This window comes from Stenotrophomonas pavanii (assembly GCF_900101175.1).
Lineage (GTDB): Bacteria > Pseudomonadota > Gammaproteobacteria > Xanthomonadales > Xanthomonadaceae > Stenotrophomonas > Stenotrophomonas pavanii.
Genome location: NZ_FNFQ01000008.1, coordinates 130,319 through 150,475, shown reverse-complemented (window position 1 = coordinate 150,475; position 20,157 = coordinate 130,319). Strand labels below are relative to the sequence as shown.

Annotated in this window: 18 protein-coding genes; 12 read left to right on the top strand and 6 right to left on the bottom strand. The window is 67.6% G+C overall.

Annotated features, from left to right (window positions below):
* Positions 1–71: 71 nt before the first annotated feature.
* Together BLS66_RS14605 and BLS66_RS14600 are read right to left on the bottom strand one after the other, a co-directional pair.
* Complete coding sequence (locus BLS66_RS14605) at positions 72–1,199, bottom strand: NAD(P)-dependent alcohol dehydrogenase (protein WP_053461428.1); 1,128 nt, start codon at positions 1,197–1,199, stop codon at positions 72–74.
* A gap of 17 nt (positions 1,200–1,216) precedes the next feature.
* Positions 1,217–2,683: a benzaldehyde dehydrogenase gene (locus BLS66_RS14600; RefSeq protein WP_074726167.1), complete on the bottom strand. Its 1,467-nt coding sequence runs from the start codon at positions 2,681–2,683 to the stop codon at positions 1,217–1,219.
* A gap of 192 nt (positions 2,684–2,875) precedes the next feature.
* On the opposite strand from BLS66_RS14600, the gene BLS66_RS14595 reads away from it, so the two are divergent.
* Complete coding sequence (locus BLS66_RS14595; protein WP_049464648.1) at positions 2,876–3,442, top strand: DUF1415 domain-containing protein; 567 nt, start codon at positions 2,876–2,878, stop codon at positions 3,440–3,442.
* Entirely contained in the window at positions 3,439–4,242 is an 804-nt protein-coding gene (locus BLS66_RS14590) for an SDR family oxidoreductase (protein WP_049464650.1), read from the top strand. The genes BLS66_RS14595 and BLS66_RS14590 overlap by 4 nt, the downstream gene beginning before the upstream one ends.
* A gap of 105 nt (positions 4,243–4,347) precedes the next feature.
* Here the strand turns inward: BLS66_RS14590 and BLS66_RS14585 are convergent, their stop codons facing one another.
* The gene (locus BLS66_RS14585) at positions 4,348–6,378 is read right to left on the bottom strand and encodes a M3 family metallopeptidase (RefSeq protein WP_074726166.1); all 2,031 of its coding nucleotides are present in this window, start codon (positions 6,376–6,378) and stop codon (positions 4,348–4,350) included.
* Between the two features lie 170 nt (positions 6,379–6,548).
* On the opposite strand from BLS66_RS14585, the gene BLS66_RS14580 reads away from it, so the two are divergent.
* Positions 6,549–6,953: a hypothetical protein gene (locus BLS66_RS14580; protein WP_049464654.1), complete on the top strand. Its 405-nt coding sequence runs from the start codon at positions 6,549–6,551 to the stop codon at positions 6,951–6,953.
* Between the two features lie 138 nt (positions 6,954–7,091).
* Here the strand turns inward: BLS66_RS14580 and BLS66_RS14575 are convergent, their stop codons facing one another.
* The gene (locus BLS66_RS14575; RefSeq protein ID WP_057495081.1) at positions 7,092–8,204 is read right to left on the bottom strand and encodes a PLP-dependent cysteine synthase family protein; all 1,113 of its coding nucleotides are present in this window, start codon (positions 8,202–8,204) and stop codon (positions 7,092–7,094) included.
* Positions 8,205–8,328: 124 nt separating this feature from the next.
* On the opposite strand from BLS66_RS14575, the gene gloA reads away from it, so the two are divergent.
* Both gloA and BLS66_RS14565 read left to right on the top strand, forming a co-directional pair.
* Positions 8,329–8,844 (top strand): lactoylglutathione lyase, encoded by a 516-nt coding sequence (gene gloA, locus BLS66_RS14570; protein WP_049464656.1) that lies wholly within the window; start codon positions 8,329–8,331, stop codon positions 8,842–8,844.
* A gap of 90 nt (positions 8,845–8,934) precedes the next feature.
* Complete coding sequence (locus BLS66_RS14565) at positions 8,935–9,363, top strand: VOC family protein (protein ID WP_049464657.1); 429 nt, start codon at positions 8,935–8,937, stop codon at positions 9,361–9,363.
* A gap of 68 nt (positions 9,364–9,431) precedes the next feature.
* Here BLS66_RS14565 and BLS66_RS14560 read toward each other — a convergent pair whose 3' ends face one another.
* Positions 9,432–9,863, bottom strand: coding sequence for a CBS domain-containing protein (locus tag BLS66_RS14560; RefSeq protein WP_014648481.1), 432 nt, complete (start codon positions 9,861–9,863; stop codon positions 9,432–9,434).
* A gap of 448 nt (positions 9,864–10,311) precedes the next feature.
* On the bottom strand, positions 10,312–12,150 hold the full coding sequence (glmS, locus tag BLS66_RS14555; protein WP_074726165.1) for a glutamine--fructose-6-phosphate transaminase (isomerizing): 1,839 nt from the start codon (positions 12,148–12,150) through the stop codon (positions 10,312–10,314).
* Positions 12,151–12,352: 202 nt separating this feature from the next.
* Here glmS and BLS66_RS14550 point away from each other — a divergent pair, with 202 nt between their 5' ends.
* The 7 genes from BLS66_RS14550 to BLS66_RS14520 all read left to right on the top strand — a co-directional run bounded on the left by BLS66_RS14550 (position 12,353) and on the right by BLS66_RS14520 (position 20,139).
* Positions 12,353–13,630 carry an efflux RND transporter periplasmic adaptor subunit gene (locus BLS66_RS14550; RefSeq protein ID WP_049466613.1) on the top strand — a complete coding sequence of 426 codons (1,278 nt, stop codon included), beginning with the start codon at positions 12,353–12,355 and terminating at the stop codon, positions 13,628–13,630.
* Between the two features lie 24 nt (positions 13,631–13,654).
* Positions 13,655–14,377 (top strand): ABC transporter ATP-binding protein, encoded by a 723-nt coding sequence (locus BLS66_RS14545; RefSeq protein WP_049466611.1) that lies wholly within the window; start codon positions 13,655–13,657, stop codon positions 14,375–14,377.
* A 9-nt stretch (positions 14,378–14,386) separates the two neighbouring features.
* Positions 14,387–15,691 carry an ABC transporter permease gene (locus BLS66_RS14540; protein ID WP_049443921.1) on the top strand — a complete coding sequence of 435 codons (1,305 nt, stop codon included), beginning with the start codon at positions 14,387–14,389 and terminating at the stop codon, positions 15,689–15,691.
* Positions 15,692–15,712: 21 nt separating this feature from the next.
* The gene (locus BLS66_RS14535) at positions 15,713–16,915 is read left to right on the top strand and encodes an ABC transporter permease (RefSeq protein ID WP_057495084.1); all 1,203 of its coding nucleotides are present in this window, start codon (positions 15,713–15,715) and stop codon (positions 16,913–16,915) included.
* Between the two features lies 1 nt (position 16,916).
* Positions 16,917–17,318, top strand: coding sequence for a PDZ domain-containing protein (locus BLS66_RS14530; RefSeq protein ID WP_074726164.1), 402 nt, complete (start codon positions 16,917–16,919; stop codon positions 17,316–17,318).
* A 125-nt stretch (positions 17,319–17,443) separates the two neighbouring features.
* A complete protein-coding gene (locus BLS66_RS14525) occupies positions 17,444–18,790 on the top strand; it encodes a sigma-54-dependent transcriptional regulator (RefSeq protein ID WP_074726163.1) in 1,347 nt (448 codons plus the stop codon).
* Positions 18,787–20,139, top strand: coding sequence for a sensor histidine kinase (locus tag BLS66_RS14520; RefSeq protein WP_049466602.1), 1,353 nt, complete (start codon positions 18,787–18,789; stop codon positions 20,137–20,139). Before BLS66_RS14525 ends, BLS66_RS14520 begins: the two co-directional genes overlap by 4 nt.
* Positions 20,140–20,157: the final 18 nt, after the last annotated feature.

Below are 20,157 nucleotides of genomic sequence, written 5' to 3'. Positions count from 1 at the left end.
GACGCGGCCACGGCTACCGAGGGTACACCTGCGTTGCCGCGGCGAACCAGGCGCCGCGGCAACGCATCGTTTCATGCGGCGATGCGCAGGATCGGCTTCAGCGTGATGCCACGGGTGCTGTCTTCGGCGGCCTGGTTGATCTGTTCCAGCGGATAGAACTTCACCAGCTTGTCGAACGGGAAGCGTCCCTGCTGGAACAGGGCCACCAGCTGCGGAATGAACACCTGCGGCACGCTGTCGCCCTCGACGATGCCACGGATGCTGCGGCCCCCCAGCAGCAGGTTGTTGACATCGAAGCTGGCAGTTGTGCCCAGCTTCGGCGCACCCACCACGCCCATCATGCCCCGTCCGCCGAGCGCCTCGATCCCGGCTGAAAGCACCTCCGGGCGCCCGGTCGATTCCAGCGCGTAGTCGGCCCCGCCGCCGGTGATCGCACGCACCGCCTCGACCACGTCAGTCTCGCGACTGTTGACCACGTGCGTGGCCCCCAGCTCCAGCGCCAGTTCCAGGCGCGAGGGCACCACATCGACGGCGATGATGGTGGTGGCGCCGGCCACCTTGGCCGCCATCACCGCGCTCAGCCCGACCGCACCGGCACCGTAGCTGGCGAAGCTGCTGCCGGACCGTACCTGCAGTGCATTGAGCACCGCACCGGCGCCGGTCTGGATGCCACAGCCCAGCGGGCCGAGCAGTTCCAGTGGCGCATCGTCGGGCACCTTGATCGCGTTGATCTCGCGCGCCAGCGCATAGGTGGCGAACGAGGACTGTGCAAAGAAGTGGTCGTGCAGCGGCTGGCCGTGCGCATCGGTGATCGCGGTATGGCCGTGGCCATCGTCGCCACCGAAATTCAATGCGAAGAAGTCGCGGCAGTAGGCGCCGTGACCGCCGCGGCAGGGATTGCAGTGGCCGCAGGCACCATAGGTCAGCACCACGTGGTCACCCACCTGCAGCGCCTTGACGTTGGGCCCGACCGCTTCGACGATGCCGGCACCTTCGTGGCCGAGCACAGCCGGCAATGGCACCGGGTAGTACTGGTCGCGCACGATCAGGTCGGTGTGGCACAGGCCGGCGGCCACCACTTTCACCCGTACTTCGTCATCCTGCACGCCACGCAGCGTGGCCTGCTCGATGACGAACGGCTGTTCCTTGCCGCGCACAACGGCAGCGGTGATCTCACGGGATGCAGCGTCGTTGTTCATGCGTAGGTCCTCCTGGATCAGATCGGGTAGGCGGGCGCTTCGCCCTTGACGGTCAACCACTGCCACTGGGTGAATTCTTCCCCGTTGGCCGGGCCGCCGATGCTGGTGCCGTTGCCGGACGCACCCACGCCGCCGAAGGGATTGATCACCTCGTCATTCACCGTCTGGTCGTTGATGTGCAGCAGGCCGGTGCGCAGGCGCTCACCCAGCTTCAGCGCGCGACCGACATCGCTGGAGACGATGGCCATCGACAGCCCGTACTCGCTGTTGTTTGCCAGCTGCACGGCGTGGTCGTCGTCGTCGAACGGCACCACCACGGCGACCGGCGCGAAGATCTCTTCGTTGAACGCGGGATTGCCGGCGTCGACGTTGCCGAGCACGGTCGGTGCGAAAAACAGATCGTGGTACGTGCCACCGGCTTCCAGCGAAGCGCCGGCCTGCACCGCCTGCTCGACCACGCGCACGGCATGGTCGCGCTGGCCGGCATTGATCAACGGGCCGATCGCCACGTCTTCGCGCGCCGGATCCCCCACCTTCAGCGACGCCGCTTTGGCCACCAGCTTCTGCAGGAACGCATCATGGATCTTCCTGTGCACCAGCACGCGGCCGGTGGCCATGCAGATCTGTCCCTGGTGCAGGTAGACGCCCCATGCCGTATTGGCCACCGCCAGCTCGAGATCGGCGTCATCAAGAATGATCAGCGAATTCTTGCCGCCCAGCTCCAGCGAAACCTTCTTCAGGTGCCGGCCTGCGGCTTCTCCGACCTTGCGCCCGGCCGCGGTGGAGCCGGTGAACTGGATCATCGCCACGTTCGGATCGCTGGTCAGTGCGGCGCCGGCGGCGCCGTCCCCCGGCAGCACGTGCAGGACGCCCGCGGGCAAGCCGGCCTGCTCGAACAGGCGGGCAATCACCGCGCCACCACATACCGCCGTGCGTGGGTCCGGCTTGAGCACCACCGCATTGCCCAGCGCGATCGCCGGGGCCACCGCGCGCATCGCCAGATACAGTGGAAAATTGAACGGTGAAATGACGCCGACCACGCCCAGCGGGCGACGCCGCGCCAGGTTCAGGCGGCCGGGTTCGGAGGGCAGGATCTCGCCGACACTGCGCGACGGCAATGCGGCGGCCTCGTGCAGCGCCTTGACGGTCACATTGGCCTCGAAGCCGGCCTTCAGGCGGGTCGATCCGCTTTCGCGGACCAGCCATTCAACCAAGGTGTCGATATTCTCCTCGGCCAGCCGCGCGGCGGTGCGCAGCACCTGTGCGCGCTGCTCATAGGGAGCCGCGGCCCAGGCCTGCTGGGCCTGCGCCGCAGCGGCTGCCGAACGCGCGACCTGCGCCGGGTCGGCCAGGCCGATCTCGCCGAGCGTCCGGCCGGTGGCCGGCTCGATCACCGGCTGCCGCTGCACGGCGGCCTGCCAACGGCCATCAAAGAAGGTGCCGGACCAGAGCGCATCCGGCAGCCACGGGGAAGTTGCAGTCATGGGTGTCCTCCTGTGTCGTGCGTCCATTCCACGCCCACCGCCGTCGGCAGGCAATCCGCCATCCGCCGGTGGCCTGCAAGGGATTGACGTGGCGGGGATTTCCAGCATCGCCGCTGTCCAGTTCCTGCACAGTGAACGGCGCGTGGCGGCACACGCCTACAATGGGCGGCCCCGCCAGCCGACGTGCCCGCCATGACCGATTCCCCCCTGCCCACCGATGACCCGATCGCCGCCACCCGCCTGTGGCTGGAGCGCATCGTCATCGGCCTGAACCTGTGCCCGTTCGCCAAGGCGGTATATGTGAAGGAGCAGGTCCGCATCGTGCTCAGCGATGCGACCACGCCCGAAGCGCTGGTTGAGCAGCTGGCCGAGGAGCTGGTGCTGCTGCGCGATACGCCGGCCGAGCAGATCGATACCACGCTGATCGTGCACCCGCAGGTGCTGACCGACTTCCTCGACTACAACGATTTCCTCGACAACGCCGACGCGGCCATCGAGGCGCTGGACCTGCAGGGCATCCTGCAGGTGGCCAGCTTCCACCCGGACTACCAGTTCGAAGGCGTGGCGGCGGACGATGCCAGCAACTACACCAACCGTTCCCCCTTCCCCACCCTGCACCTGCTGCGCGAAGACAGCGTGGCGCGCGCGGTGGACGTCTATCCGGACCCGGACGTGATCGTCGAGCGCAACATCCAGACCCTCGACCGCATCGGCGTGGACGGCTGGCACCGCCGCCTGCGTGGCGAGGACCTGACGTGAGCACGGTGCCATCGATTGCCCCATGGCCGGCCGCGCCGCTGTCGGGCAAGGTGGTGCTGGTCACCGGCGGCGCCAACGGCATCGGCCGTGGCATTGCCCAGTCCGTGCTCGGTGCAGGCGGCCGCGTGCTGATCGGCGACCTCGACGTGGACGCAGGGCAGGCCTGCCTGGACGAATGGCAGCGCGGCGATGACGCCGCGTTCCAGCGCCTGGACATCATGGACGAAGCCAGCGTGCGCGGTTTCGTCGCGGCCGCGCTGCAGCGTTTCGGCCGCATCGATGGACTGGTCAACAATGCCGGCATCGCCGCACCGCACGGCACGCTGCTGCAGGACATGGACTGGGAGGAATGGCAGCGCCGCCTGTCGTCGCTGCACGGTGCCTTCCTGTGCAGCAAGCACGCGCTGCCGGCGCTGTCGGCGAACGCTGCGGGCGCGATCATCAACATCGCCTCCACCCGGGCCTGGCAGTCCGAAGCGCACAGCGAAGCCTACGCCGCAGCCAAGGGCGGGCTGGTCGCCTTCACCCATGCGCTGGCGATCAGTGCCGGCCCGGCGGTGCGGGTCAACAGCATCAGCCCCGGCTGGATCGGTACGACGGCGTGGCAGGCGCCTTCGCGCCGCCACGCGCCCGCGTACTCGGCCATCGACCACGCACAGCACCCGGTCGGTCGTGTCGGCCGCCCCGAGGACATCGGTGCGCTGGCGGTGTACCTGCTGTCCTCGCTGTCCGGCTTCAGCACCGGCCAGGATTTCATCGTCGACGGCGGCATGACCCGGAAGATGATCTACGCCGAATGACCCGCCTCCGGTAGTGCCGGCCGCTGGCCGGCATTCCGGTGGGTCCACGCCCTGCGTGGATAACGGTGACGTGCCAACCAGGGTTGGCCCCGCCACACTGAGGGTTTACGCCATGCCCGAGTGGCGCAGCAGCGCGTCGATCTGCGGGGCACGACCGCGGAAGGCCTTGAAGTTCTCCGCCGCCGGACGGCTGCCACCCCGCGACAGGATTTCATCGCGGAAGCGTGCGCCGGTTTCGGCCACTGCCTGCGGGGCTTCCTCGAACGCGGCATAGGCGTCGGCACTGAGCACCTCGGCCCACTTGTAGCTGTAGTAACCGGCCGCGTAACCGCCGGCGAAGATGTGGCTGAACTGGTGCGGGAAGCGGTTCCAGACCGGCGGGTGGTTCACCGCCACCTCGGCGCGCACGCGGTCCAGCAGGGCCAGCACGCTGTCCTGTGCCGGTTCGAACTGGCTGTGCAGCAGCATGTCGAACAGGCCGAACTCCAGCTGGCGCACGGTGGCCATGCCGCTGTGGAAGTTGCGCGCGGCCAGCATGCGCTCATACAGCGCGCGCGGCAGCGGCTCGCCCGTGTCCACGTGCGCGGTCATGCCCTGCAGGTGCGCCCATTCCCAGCAGAAGTTCTCCATGAACTGGCTGGGCAGTTCCACTGCATCCCATTCCACGCCATTGATCCCGGCCACGCCCAGCTCGCCGATGCGGGTCAGCAGCTGGTGCAGGCCATGGCCCATCTCGTGGAACAGCGTGGTCACTTCGTTGTGGCTGAAGGTGGCCGGCTTGCCGTTGGCGCCACGTCCGAAGTTGCACACCAGGTAGACCAGCGGCGTCTGCACGCTGCCGTCGGCGCGCACGCGACGGTTGCGGCAGTCATCCATCCACGCGCCACCGCGCTTGCCCTCGCGTGCGTACAGGTCCAGGTAGAACTGGCCGACCAGCGCGCCCTGCGCATCGACCAGGCGGAAGAAGCGCACGTCTTCGTGCCAGACCGGCGCGCTGTCCTCCTGCACATGCAGGCCATACAGCTGCTCGATCACCGAGAACAGGCCGCCCAGCACCTTCGGTTCGGTGAAGTACTGCTTCACTTCCTGCTCGGAATAGCTGTAACGCGCCTGCTTCAGGCGGTCGGCGGCGAACGCCAGGTCCCAGGCCTGCAGGTCGTCGATGCCCAGCTGCGCGCGTGCGAACTGCTCCAGCTCGGCCCGGTCGCGGGCCGCGAACGGCTTGGCACGCGCGGCCAGGTCGCGCAGGAAGCCAAGCACTTCGGCCGGGTCCTGCGCCATCTTGGTCGCCACCGAGTAATGGCCGTACGAATCGAAGCCGAGCAACGCGGCCAGTTCGGCGCGCAGGGACAGAATGCGGTCGATGTTGCCACTGTTGTCCAGGGCCTCGTCGCCGAACTCGGACGCACGCTGCGCGCTGGCGCGGTACAGGATCTCGCGCAGGTCGCGGTCTTCGGCCCAGGTCTGCACCGGCAGGTAGCACGGCATCTGCAGGGTCAGTTTCCAGCCGGTCCTGCCGTCCTTCTCTGCCGCAGCGCGCGCGGCGGCCTTCACGTCTTCCGGCAGGCCCTGCAGCCGCGCTTCGTCCTCGATGAACAGCGACCATGCATCGGTGGCGTCGAGCACGTTCTGCGAGAACTTGGCCGACAGCGCCGACAGTTCCTCCTTGATCGCAGCGAAACGCTGCTGCGCCTCCGGCGCCAGCTCGGCACCGCCCAGCCGGAAGTCACGCAGCGTGTTGTCCAGCACCTTGCGCCGGGCTTCATCGAAGCGTGCTGCCTCCGGGCTGGCGGCCAGTGCCTGGTATTGGCGATACAGCGCCAGGTTCTGGCCCAGCGCACTGGCGAAGCGGGTCACCCGCGGCAGATTGCTGTTGTAGGCCTCACGCAGTTCGGGCGTGTTGACCACACCCTGCAGGTGACCGACCAGCCCCCAGGCGCGCCACAGGCGCTCGGTGGCATCGTCCAGCGGGGTCACGAAGGTCTGCCAGGTGACCGGCTGCACCTGCTCGGCCGCGCTGACGGCGGCTTCGGCCTCGGCCAGCAGCACGTCCAGCGCCGGCGCCACGTGCTCGGGGCGGATCGCCTCGAAGCGCGGCAGGCCGGAAAAATCGAGCAGGGGGTTGGCAACGGTCACGGCAGATCTCCAGGGGACGGGCCCGGCACGCGGGCAGCGTTCCCGATATGGCGCTGCCAGGTGCGGCTGACAAGGGGGCGTGCATTGCCGTTCACGTCGGCCTGACGGCCGCGCGCCGAAGCTCTGGCTGCGGGGGAGTCCGCAGCGGTACTTACCGAACGAGGCCCTACATGGAAGGTCTGGCTGCAGTTGCATCCGCCGCACCGCCGCGCTCGCTGGCATTGACCGCCAGTGCGGCCGAGCTGGCCTGGATCGCCGCGCTGTGCGATGCCGGCGACGACGCCCCGCGCCATCTGCAGCAGCTGCAGGCGGTGCTGCAGCAGGGGGGCACCTTCAACGACGCCCAGGAGTGGTACCCGTTCGAGGTGATCGAGCGCGGCGCCAGCCAGTTGCAGCTGGGCCACGAACGTGAGTTCGTGATCTGCGTGCTGCTGTGGCTGCAGGCGCTGGCCCAGGGCCGCGCCAGCATCCTGGACCCCAGCCTGCACCTGGATGACCGCGCGATGGATATCGAGGCGTTGCCGGACGCGCTGCGCGACGCCGTGCTGGATGCATTCACTGCGGCGGGATATTGAGACGGCCCGGCGACCGGGCAGCGTCGACGGTTGGTCGACCATCGCGCGCAGCGCGGCGATTTCACGACCTGAACGGAGAGCAGTCGACCAACCGTCGACGCTGCCCAGCCGATGCAGATCCGGCCGTGCGTTGCCGTGCTACAGCGCTTCCAGGCTGCACCACGGCAGTTCGGGCAAGCCCTGCCCGGCGACCGCTGCGGCCAGCTGTGCGTCGGCGCCGTCGACATCGATCCCCATCCGCGCGTACCACGCCGGGTCGTAGTAACTCTGCGCATAGCGCTCGCCGCTGTCGCACAGGATGCTGACGATGCTGCCGCGGTGGCCCGCCTCGCGCATCCACTGCGCGGCCTGCAGCACGCCGATGAAGTTGGTCCCGGTCGAGCCGCCGACGCGGCGCCCCAACTGCCGGCTGACATGGCGCATGGCGGCCAGGCTCAGCGCATCGGGCACCTTCACCATCGCATCGACGCTGGTCGGGATGAAACTCGGTTCCACCCGCGGCCGGCCGATGCCTTCCACGCGCGAACCACCGCTGCAGGTCAGCGCGCGCCAGTCCTGTTCACCCGCCACAGCGGCCCTGTAACCATCGAAGAACACCGACACTTCCGGGTCCGCGCACAGGATGCGGGTGTCATGCCGGCGGTAGCTGACATAACGGCCCAACGTGGCTGCGGTGCCGCCGGTGCCGGGGCTGCATACGATCCATTCCGGAACCGGGCTGGGCTCTTCGGCCATCTGCTTGAAGATGGACTCGGCGATGTTGTTGTTGGCGCGCCAGTCGGTGGCGCGCTCGGCATAGGTGAACTGGTCCATGAAGTGGCCGCCGGTTTCGCGGGCCAGCTTTTCCGAATCACAGTTGAGGTCGCAGGCGCGCTCGACCAAGTGGCAGCGGCCACCGTGGAACTCGATCGCGGCGATCTTCTCCGGCGAGGTGGTGGCCGGGATCACGGCGATGAACGGCAGGCCGAGCAGGCGCGCGAAATAGGCCTCGGACACCGCCGTCGAGCCGCTGGACGCTTCGATCACCGGCCTTCCTTCGCGCAGCCAGCCATTGGCCAGCGCGTACAGGAACAACGAACGCGCCAGCCGATGCTTGAGGCTGCCGGTGGGATGGCTCGATTCATCCTTCAGATAGAGGTCGATGCCCTCGAACCCGGGCAGTGCCAGCGGGATCAGGTGCGTATCGGCGGAACGGTTGAAATCGGCTTCGATCTTGCGGATGGCGGCGGCCACCCATTCACGCTGCGACATGGCGGGCAATCGTCTTCAGGACGGAACGGTGCGATCCAGCCATTGTACGTCGCAGTGCCGTCAGGTGCCGGCCGGTAGAATGGGCCATCCGGCCGGCAACGGCCCTGTCTGAAGGACCTCCCCCATGACCATTCCCGCCCTGCGCGATGTCCCCGGCGTCGCCGCCCAGGCCCCGGCCGAAACCAGCGGCTTCGTGTTCAACCACACCATGCTGCGGGTCAAGGACATCACCGCCTCGCTGGACTTCTACACCCGCGTGCTCGGCTACCAGCTGATCGACAAGCGCGACTTCCCCGAGGCCCAGTTCAGCCTGTACTTCCTGGCCTATGTGCCGGCCGGCGCGGTGGTGCCGGAAGACGACAGCCAGCGCCGTCTGTGGATGGCCGGCCTGCCGGGCGTGCTGGAACTGACCCACAACCACGGCACCGAGACCCAGCAGGGCGCGGTCTACCACGACGGCAACAGCGACCCGCGCGGCTTCGGCCACATCTGCGTGTCGGTGCCGGACATCGAGGCGGCCTGCCAGCGCTTCGAAGACCTGGGCGTGACTTTCCAGAAGCGCCTGACCGACGGCCGCATGAAGAACCTGGCCTTCATCAAGGACCCGGACGGCTACTGGGTCGAGATCATCGCCAACTGACAAAAAGGGGACGGAGGGGATTAAGCCGTTTCTGGCACTATTGGCCGGAAGCGACTTAATCCCCTCCGTCCCCTTTTTTGCGAGGTTCGCATGGAAACGATGGAACTGCACCGCGGCCGCTTGATCGACCACCTGCAGCTGGTGGTGCGTGACCTGGCCGCCAGCCGCCGCTTCTACCAGGCGGTGTTCGATACGATCGGCGTGCCGCTGGGCGGCGAAGGGCCGGACTTCTTCTGGGCCGACGAGCTGTTCATTTCCAGCGCCAGCAGCAAGGCTGCCGCCGGCCAGTTGACCGGCCGCCACCATCTGGCGTTCCAGGCACGTGACAGCGCGACCGTCGATGCCTTCCACACCGCCGCGATCGCCGCCGGTGGCACCGACAACGGCGCGCCGGGCGAACGTCCCTACCATCCGGGCTACTACGGCGCCTTCGTGCTCGACCCGGATGGCAACAACATCGAAGTGGTCTACCACGGCCCGGCCAGTTACAGCGCCGATTCGGTGAAGGTCACGTTCTGATTTCACCGGCGCCGTGAACGAAGAAGCCGGGCAATGCCCGGCTTCTCTGCATCCAGCGCTGCTGGCCCTCAGTGGGCCGCCATGTAGATGTCCTGCAGCACGGCCTTTTCCAGCTCCAGCTCGCCCAGCAGGTTCTTCACGATATCGCCCAGGCTGAGGATGCCGACCAGCTGGTTGCCGTCGGTCACCATCAGATGACGGCGCCGCGAGTACGTCATCAGCGACATGGCCTGCTTCAGCGTGGCGTCCGGCGCAATGCCCTCAAGGCCGGTGGACGGCAGGCTGGAAATCACCCGGCGGCCGGCCTGCGGGCCGTCGTCGGCCAGGGTACGCACGATGTCCTTCTCGGAAATGATGCCGACCGGGGCATCGTCCTTCATCACCACCAGCGCAGCGATCCTGTTCGCGCTCATCTTGTGGGCGGCGGCACCGATCGTGTCTTCGGCATCGATGGTGATGACAGCTTCTTTCTTGGATTGCAGGAGTTCGCGGACGTTCATTCTTGTTTCCTGGTGCAGGTCACTGAAGTCAAAAAAGTGTGCTCTTCCGATACGCCCCCTCCCCGGGAACAGACCTTTCAGCGCACGTCTGGCGCACCCGGCTGCCGCATCGAATGGTTCGGCAGGCGACGTGCTGCAACGCGAACGAGGAAGGGTTCAACCGCTCAACCCGGACCTCGGTCGAATCGATTCTACGACTGCGACCCTCGGTCACTACCGGCATCGATGGGACAGTTCGTCGTGGGAACCGACTGACGATCCAGAGAATGGCACCGCGGCTGAAACCGCCGCTGAATACTGCCGGCCCTGCGCATTAAAGATTGACGGACGCCTGCCGCCCGCGGACAGAACAGCCGGCCGCTGTCCCACTTGGCGCTGCCACCGCTGCAAACGAAAGGGGGCCACGCGGGCCCCCTTCGCTTGCAGCGTCGCCGCCATCCGACGGCTGTTACTCCACCGTCACGCTCTTGGCCAGGTTGCGCGGCTTGTCCACGTCGGTGCCGCGTGCCAGCGCGGTGTGGTAGGCCAGCAGCTGCACCGGGATGGTGTGCACGATCGGGCTGAGGACGCCGGCATGACGCGGCGTGCGGATCACGTGCACGCCGTCGGACTCATTGAAGTTGCTGTCCTGGTCGGCGAACACGAACAGCTCGCCACCACGGGCGCGCACTTCCTGCATGTTCGACTTCACCTTCTCCAGCAGGCTGTCGTTGGGGGCGATCACCACCACCGGCATGTCCTCGTCCACCAGCGCCAGCGGGCCGTGCTTCAGTTCACCTGCCGGGTAGGCCTCGGCGTGGATATAGGAAATCTCCTTGAGCTTGAGCGAGCCTTCCAGCGCGATCGGGTAATGCAGGCCACGGCCCAGGAACAGCGCATTGGACTTGCGCGCGAAGCGCTCGGCCCACGCCGCGATCTGCGGCTCCAGGTTCAGTGCGTGCTGCACGCTGCCCGGCAGGAAGCGCAACTGCTCCAGGTAATCCGCTTCCTGCGCCGCGTCGATGCGGCCATGCAGCTTGCCCAGCACCACGGTCAGCTGGAACAGCGCGGCCAGCTGGGTGGTGAAGGCCTTGGTCGAGGCCACGCCGATCTCGGCGCCGGCGCGGGTGTAGCACACCAGTTCGCTGGCGCGCGGGATCGCGCTTTCCGGCACGTTGCAGATCGACAGCGTGTGCGTGTGGCCGAGCGACTTGGCGTACTTCAGTGCCTCCATCGTATCCAGCGTTTCGCCCGACTGGGAGATGGTGACGATCAGGTGCTTCGGGTTGGCATAGGCCGCGCGATAACGGTACTCGCTGGCGATCTCCACGCTGCACGGCAGGCCGGCGATGGCCTCGATCCAGTAGCGCGCGGTCAGGCCGGCGTAGTAGCTGGTGCCGCAGGCAATGATCTGCACGCCCTCGATGCCCGACAGCACCGCTTCGGCGTTCTTGCCGAACAGCTCGGCCGGGAAACCACCGGCGTCGATCGCCGCCTCGATGGTGTCGCCCAGTGCGCGCGGCTGCTCGTGGATTTCCTTCTGCATGAAATGGCGGTACGGGCCCAGCTCCAGCGATGCCAGCGACACGTCGGACAGGTGCACATCGCGCTCGACCGGCCGGTCATGCTCATCGAAGATGCGCACGCCATCGCGACGGATCTCGGCGGTGTCGCCCTCTTCCAGGAAGATCACCTTGCGGGTGGCCGAGATCACCGCCGAGACGTCGGAGGCGACGAAGTTCTCGCCCTCGCCCAGGCCCACCAGCAGCGGGCAGCCCATGCGCGCGCAGACGAAGCGCTCCGGCTCGGCACGGCTGACCACGGCCAGCGCGTAGGCGCCGGTCAGCTCCTTCACCGTGTGCTGCAGCGCCACCAGCAGGTCATCGCCGCCCTTCAGGTGATGGTGGATCAGGTGCGCGATGACTTCGGTGTCGGTCTGCGACTCGAAGGTGTAGCCCATCGCACGCAGTTTCTCGCGCTGCTCTTCGTGGTTCTCGATGATGCCGTTGTGCACCAGCGCCACGCCGTGGCTGATGTGCGGATGCGCGTTGGCCTCGGTGACGCCACCATGGGTGGCCCAGCGGGTGTGGCCGATGCCCAGCACCGCATGGAAGCCTTCGGCTTCAGCCGCCGTCGCCATTTCCGATACGCGGCCGGTACGGCGCACACGCCGTACCTCGGGGCGCTCGGCGTGGTCGATCACCGCGATGCCCGAGGAGTCATAGCCACGGTACTCAAGCCGCTTCAGGCCTTCGATCAGTAGCGGCACCACGTCGCGATCAGCGATTGCACCCACGATTCCACACATGTCACGCGTTTCCTTGAAGACGATCGGCGCATTCTAGCCCGCGCGTCCGGCTTCGCCCTCCTGTCCGCTTAATGAAAGTGTCCGGAAAGGTGTCCGCGGACACCCGGACACTCGTGCGAGCCACCCAAATCATTGATCTGCAATGAATTAAAGTTGGCACGCTACGTGCTTGGTACTGGCTACCACCGTCAGGCACGCACCGATGATCCGCGACACTTCCGCACAGGACCAGATCGTTTCCTCCGCCCCGGCCGGCACCTCCCGCGCAAGCTGGCACCGCTACCGCTGGCCGGCGCTGGGCGCCATCGCGCTGCTGGCCGGCATCGGCTGGGCGGTGCATGCCTGGTCCAATGCCAGCCGCTCCTTCGACAGCAGCCGCGTGCGCATCGCGGAGGTGAAGCGGGGCGATCTGGTCCGCGACATCGCCGCCGATGGACGGGTGATCGCGGCCAACAGCCCGATCCTGTATGCCGTGTCGGCCGGCACCGTCGACCTGAAGGTCGTTGCCGGTGACGTGGTCAAAAAGGGCCAGGAGCTGGCGATCATCGACAGCCCGGAGCTGCGCAGCAAGCTGGCCCAGGAACAGGCAACGCTGGCGGGCCTGGAAGCCGAGGCCAGCCGCGCCGCGCTGGACGCGACCCTGGCCCGCGCCAAGTCGCGCAAGGAAACCGACCAGGCCACGATCGAACGGCAGGCCGCCGACCGCGACCTGCAGCGCTACCAGCGCGGCTATGACGGCGGTGCGGTGCCGCAGATCGACCTGGCCAAGGCCAAGGACTCGCTGAAGAAGGCCGACATCACCCTGGCCAACGCCACCACCGATGCGCGCCTGCAGAGCCAGGGCGCGGACCTGGATGCCCGCAACAAGCGCCTGCTGGCCGACCGCCAGAAGGCCGTGGTGGCCGAGGTGCAACGCCAGGTCGATGCACTGACCCTGCGCGCGCCGTTCGATGGCCAGGTCGGCCAGGTGCAGGCCGTCCAGTCCACCAACCTGGCCGCCAATGCACCGGTGCTGGGCGTGGTCGACCTGTCCAAGTTCGAAGTCGAGATCAAGGTGCCGGAAAGCTTCGCCCGCGACCTGGCGATCGGCATGCCGGCCCAGCTGACCGGCGGCAACGGCAAGCCCTTCCCGGGCGAGATCAGCGCGGTGTCGCCGGAAGTGGTCAACGGCGAGGTCAACGCCCGCGTGCGCTTTGCCAGTGCGCAGCCGGAAGGCCTGCGCCAGAGCCAGCGGATGTCGGTGCGGGTGCTGCTCGATACCCGCAAGGACGTGCTGAAGGTCGAGCGCGGCCCGTTCGTCGAGCAGGGCAATGGCATGGCCTACGTGATGGATGGCCGCACCGCCGTGCGGCGTCCGGTGGAACTGGGCGTCAGCAGCCTGGGCGAAGTGGAAATCAAGTCGGGTGTGCAGCCGGGCGACCGCATCGTGGTCTCCGGCAGCGACCTGTTCAAGGACGCCGAACGCGTCTCCGTCAACTGACACATCCTGGAGAGAGGACACCCCATGTACATGCTCGAAATGCGTTCGGTCGCCAAGGTCTTCCGCACCGAACAGGTGGAAACCCACGCGTTGCGCTCACTGGAACTGCAGGTCAAGGAGGGCGAGTTCGTCGCCGTCACGGGGCCGTCCGGCTCCGGCAAGACCACCTTCCTCAACATCGCCGGCCTGCTGGAGACCTTCACCAGCGGCACCTACCTGCTGGACGGCCAGGACGTGAGCACGCTGGGCGACGACGCCCGCAGCCGCCTGCGCAACCAGAAGATCGGTTTCATCTTCCAGGGCTTCAACCTGATCCCCGACCTGAACCTGTTCGACAACGTCGACGTGCCGCTGCGCTACCGCAAGATGAGCGCCAACGAGCGCCGCGAACGCATCGAGAAGGCGCTGACCCAGGTCGGCCTGGGCTCGCGCATGAAGCACTACCCGAATGAGCTGTCCGGTGGCCAGCAGCAGCGCGCGGCGATCGCGCGTGCGCTGGCCGGCAGCCCGCGCCTGCTGCTGGCCGACGAACCGACCGGCAACCTGGACACGCAGATGGCGCGCGGCGTGATGGAACTGCTGGAGGAGATCAACGCCGCCGGCACCACCATCGTGATGGTCACCCATGATCCGGAACTGGCCGCGCGTGCACAGCGCAACGTGCACATCGTCGACGGCCAGGTCACCGACCTGGTCCGCGAGCCGGTGCTGGCCACGCCGCGCCACATCGTCGCCGTCAACGAGTGAGGCCCGGCCATGTTCGCCTACTACGCCCGATTGGCGGTACGCAGCTTCCGCCGCAACAAGGTCCTGACCGCGCTGATGGTGGTGGCCATCGCGCTCGGCATCGGTGCCTCGATGACCACCCTGACCGTGTTCCACGTCCTCTCCGGCAACCCCATTCCGGACAAGAGCGAGCGCCTGTTCTACGCGCAGATCGACCCGCGGCCCCGCAACGGCTTCGGCCTTGAGGAGGAACCGGAAGAGCAGATGACGCGTTATGACGCCGAAGCGCTGCTGCGCGAAGCGAAAGCCGAGCGCCAGGTGATGATGACTGCCGGTGATGCAACGATCGAACCGGACAACAGTACGCTCAAGCCGTTCTCCATCGACACCCGCTGGACCTCGGCCGACTTCTTCCCGATGTTCAACGTGCCCATGCAGTACGGGCGGCCGTGGACCCGCGAGGACGACAACGGGCGGGCCCGCGTGGCCGTCATCTCCAAGGCGCTCAACGAGAAGCTGTTCCAGGGCGCGAACAGCGTCGGTCGCGAAATCCGGCTCGAGGGCAATGCGCTGCGCATCGTCGGCGTCATGAAGGCCTGGAACCCGGAGCCACACTTCTTCGACCTCACCACCGGCGCGTTCGGCAAGGAAGAGGATCTGCTGGCGCCGATCTCCACCTCGTTCGATCTGCAGCTGGGCAGCAATGGCAACATGAACTGCTTCGGTGAAAATCCCGACGGCGCCAACAGCTACTCCGTCAACGCGCCCTGCGCGTACCTGCAGTACTGGGCAGAGATGGATCCGTCCAAGGCCGGCGACTACCGGCGCTATCTGGAGAACTACTCCAGCCTGCAACGCCAGGCCGGCCGCTTCGAACGCCCGGTCAACGTCCGCCTGCGCAACGTGATGGAGTGGCTGGACTTCAAGGGCGCTGTACCCAGCGACGTGCGGCTGCAGCTGTGGCTGGCCCTGGGCTTCCTCGGCGTCTGCCTGGTCAACACGGTCGGCCTGCTGCTGGCCAAGTTCCTGCGCCGCAGCGGCGAGATCGGTGTGCGCCGCGCGCTGGGCGCCAGCCGCGGCCAGATCTTCCTGCAGTGCCTGGTCGAAGCCGGTGCCGTGGGTGTGGTCGGCGGCGTGCTCGGCATCGGACTGGCCCTGCTGGGGCTGTACGCGGTCCGCCAGCAGCCCGTCAGCTACGCGCAGCTGGCCCACCTGGATGGCAGCATGCTGCTCCTCGCGCTGGGCCTGACCCTGCTCGCCAGCCTCGCCGCCGGCTTCCTGCCCGCCTGGCGCGCGATGCAGGTCACTCCCGCCATCCAGCTCAAGTCGCAGTAAGCACGAGAACGAGGACATCCCATGGACATCCGCCCCATCCTCAGCACCCTGCGCCGGCACAAGACCGCTGCCGCGCTGATCGTGCTTGAAATCGCCCTGACCTGCGCCATCGTCTGCAATGCCCTGTTCCTGGTCAGCCAGCGCGTGGAGCGCATCAGCCGGACCAGCGGCATGGCCGAAAACGAGCTGGTCCTGGTCCGCGTGACCGGCGTCGGCAAGCAGACCGATGCCGCCGCCCGCACCCGCGAGGACCTGGCATCGCTGCGCGCCATCCCCGGGGTCACCGCGGTCAGCGTGATCAACCAGGTGCCGTTCCGCAACAGCTCGTCCAACACCAGCATCTCGCGCGAAATGAACCAGGAACGGCCGACGGCCAGCGTCGGCATGTACACGTTCTCCGAAGACGCGTTGCGCACGCTGGGCCTCAACCTGGTTGCCGGCCGCGACTTCCAGCCGGCCGAGTACTTCGACTTCGACAACCTGAGCAAGGCCAACGGCACGCCGGTGATCCTCAGCCAGGCCGCCGCGCACAAGATGGCGCCGGACGGCAATGCGCTGGGCAAGACGTACTACATGGGCAAGCAGACGGTGAACGTGATCGGCATCGTCGATACGCTGGCCACGCCCAATGGCTGGGGCAACAACTGGGATGACACCATGATCATGCCGGTGCGCCGCGTCTTCGGCGATGGCATCTACATGCTGCGCACCGATCCTGCGCGCCGCGATGAGGTGCTCAAGGCCGCACTGTCCGCCCTGGACCGCAACGATCCCAACCGACTGATCCGCGAGAAGCAGTCGTTCACCGACCAGCGCGAGGACTTCTTCAAGAACGACCGCGCAATGGTCGGCCTGCTGATCACCGTCTGCGTGGCGCTGCTGGTGGTCACTGCGCTCGGCATCGTCGGGCTGGCCAGCTTCTGGGTGCAGCAGCGCAGCAAGCAGATCGGCATCCGCCGCGCGCTCGGCGCCACCCGGGGCCAGATCCTGCGCTACTTCCAGACCGAGAACTTCCTGCTGGCCACGCTGGGCATCGTGCTGGGCATGCTGGCCGCCTACGCGATCAACCTGGCACTGATGAACCTGTACGAGCTGCCGCGCATGCCGCTGCTGTACCTGCCGCTGGGCGCCCTGCTGCTGTGGACGCTGGGCCAGGTCGCGGTGTTCGGCCCGGCGCGCCGCGCTGCGGCGGTCCCCCCCGCAGTCGCCACGCGCGGAGCCTGAGATGCGCACACGTCTGATGACCCTGCTGATGCTCCTCCCACTGCCGGCAGTTGCCGGCGGTGGCAGCGCAAGCACCCTGCAGTGGCAGCAGGGCGAGGCCCGGCTGGCGCTGCACTCGACCGAAGGCCAGATCCAGGTGGAGGCGGCGCGCCCGGAGGGCCGATTCGGTGTCCGCCGCGGGGACCGCATCCTGCGCGTGGATGACACGCCCGTGTACCAGATCGATCACCTGTCCCGGGCGCTGATCGATTCCCCCGCCGCGCGGGCCTACCTGCTGCTGCGGCGGGAGCGACGGCTGGTGAGCGTCGCGGTGGATGTGGACGCCTGGCGCCAGGCGCTGGACGCTCCGCCGCCGCCCCCGCCGCCGCCCCCGCCGCCGCCACCTCCTCCGCCCCGCCCCTGAGAAGCGGCAACGCCTGCATGGCCACGGCTTTGGCTATGCTTGATGGGTGGCGCCGGGCTCTCCCGGCGTACGGACACGAACACGGCTCCATCGGTGCCGCCCATCCCTTTCTGCAGAACCGCTTGATGCCTTCGATCCTGATCATCGATGACAACGCCAGTGTGGGCACCGCGCTGGACGTGCTGTTCTCCCTGCACGACATCGACACCCTGCAGGCGCAGAGCCCGGCCGAGGGCCTGGCGCTGCTGGAGTCGCAGCCGGTCGACCTGGTGATCCAGGACATGAACTTCAGCGAGGACACCACCTCCGGCGAGGAGGGCGAAGCGCTGTTCGCACAGATCCGCGCGCGCCACCCGGACCTGCCGGTGATCCTGCTGACTGCCTGGACCCACCTGAGCAGCGCAGTGGACCTGGTCAAGGCCGGTGCCGCCGACTACCTGGCCAAGCCGTGGGACGACCGCAAGCTGCTGACCACGGTCAACAACCTGCTGGAACTGTCCGAGGCCCGTCGCGAGCTGGACCGGCGGCGCGCGCGTGAGCTGCGGCAGCGCACTGCGCTGGAGGAGAAGTACGACCTGTGTGGCGCGGTCTTCGCCGACCCGGCCAGCGAGCGCGTCATCGCCCTGGCCTGCCAGGTCGCGCGCTCGGAGCTGCCCGTGCTGATCACCGGCCCCAACGGCGCTGGCAAGGAGAAGATCGCGCAGATCATCCAGGCCAACTCGCTGGTGGCCAAGGGCCCGTTCGTCACGGTCAACTGCGGCGCACTGCCGTCGGAACTGATCGAGGCGGAACTGTTCGGCGCCGAGGCCGGCGCGTATACCGGCGCCAACAAGGCACGCGAAGGCAAGTTCGAAGCTGCCGACGGCGGCACGCTGTTCCTGGATGAGATCGGCAACCTGTCGCTGGGCGGGCAGATGAAGCTGTTGCGCGTGCTGGAGACCGGCCGCTTCGAGCGCCTGGGCTCCAACCGCGAACGACAGGTCAAGGTCCGCGTGGTCAGCGCGACCAATGCCGACCTGCCGGCGATGATCCGCGACGGCAGCTTCCGCGAGGACCTGTATTACCGCCTCAACACGGTCGAACTGGTGCTGCCGCCGCTGGCCGAACGTCCGGGTGACATCGTGCCGCTGGCCGAGCGCTTCCTGGCTGCCGGCAAGCCGCTGGCCAGCGCCGCCGCTGCCGCCCTGCAGCGGCACCCGTGGCCGGGCAACGTGCGCGAACTGCGCAACGTGATCCAGCGCGCCGAACTGCTGGCGACCGGCAACCGCATCGACGTGGCCGATCTCAACCTGCCGCGTGCGGCACCGGCACCGCGCGCCACCGCGAACGCCGGCAATGATCCAGACCGCGCGCGCATCGAGGACGTGCTGGCGCGCCACCATGGCGTCATCGCCCAGGCGGCCGCCGAGCTCGGCCTGAGCCGCCAGGCGCTGTACCGGCGCATGGACCGGCACGGCATCCCACGCGAATGAAACGGCGCTCGTTCACCTTCCGCCTGTTCCTGCGCCTGCTGCCGGTGCTGGCCCTGGCCGCTGCGTTGCCGTGGCTGCTGGCCTACTGGATGGACCATGGCTGGGTGGTGACCTCGGTGTCGGCGGCGCTGCTGCTGGCGCTGATGTGGTGGACCCTGCGCCGCGCCACCGCTCCGGTGCGCTCATTGATGCGCGCGCTGTCCGGCACCACCAGCAGCTACCGCGACGGCGAGTACACCTTCGGCGTGTACTGGCCGGACAACGACGAACTGGGCGACCTGGTGCAGGCCCACCGAGAGCTGGGCGATGTGCTGCGCGAACAGCGGCAGGGCCTGGTGCAGCGCGAACTGCTGCTGGACACGATGGTGCAGAACACGCCGGTGGCGATGCTGTTGATTGCATCCGGCGGCGATGGCATCGCCCGCGTGGTGTTCTCCAACCTGGCCGCGCGCAAGCTGCTGCACGGCGGCTGGAAGCTGGAGGGCCAGCGCCTGGAAGAGGTGCTGGAACAGGTGCCGGTGGAGCTGCGCGATGCCATCGTCCGCGGCGGCGACAGCCTCTTTGCGGTGCATGCCGAGGGCGAAGAAGGCGATGAGGAGGACGAGCAGGTCTATCACCTCTCCCGCCGCGCCTTCCAGCTCAACGGCCGCCCTCACGATCTGCTGCTGGTGCGCCTGCTCACTGCCGAGCTGCGCCGCCAGGAAGTGCAGACGTGGAAAAAGGTGATCCGGGTGATCAGCCACGAGCTCAACAATTCGCTGGCACCGATCGCCTCGCTGGCCCATTCCGGCGGCGTGCTGGTGCAGCGGGAGCGTTTCGAACGGCTGCCGGAGATCTTCACCACCATCGAGGACCGGGCGCGCCACCTGGAGGGCTTCATCCGTGGCTATGCGCGCTTTGCCAAGCTGCCCCAGCCACAATTGCAGACCGTGCACTGGGCGCCCTTCCTGTCCAGCCTGCGCCAGCAGATCCCGTTCACCCTGGAGCAGGAGCCGGACGAGGAACTGAGCAGCCGCATCGACATCGCGCAGTTCGGGCAGGCGCTGTTGAACCTGCTGAAGAACGCCCACGAAGCCTGCGCCGAAGCCGATCCGCCCAATGATGACGTGCGGGTGCAGCTGACGCGGCTGCCGCAGTGGCTGCGCCTGGATGTGCTGGATCGCGGCAAGGGCATGAACGAGCAGGTGCTGCAGAACGCGCTGATGCCGTTCTATTCGACCAAGCGCAATGGCACCGGCCTGGGATTGGCGCTGACCCGCGAGATCGTGGAGGCGCACGGGGGACGGGTGTCGCTGCAGAACCGCGGTGATGGCGGCTTGTGCGTGTCGATCCTGTTGCCGGTGGCTTGATCGGGTAGATCCACGCCA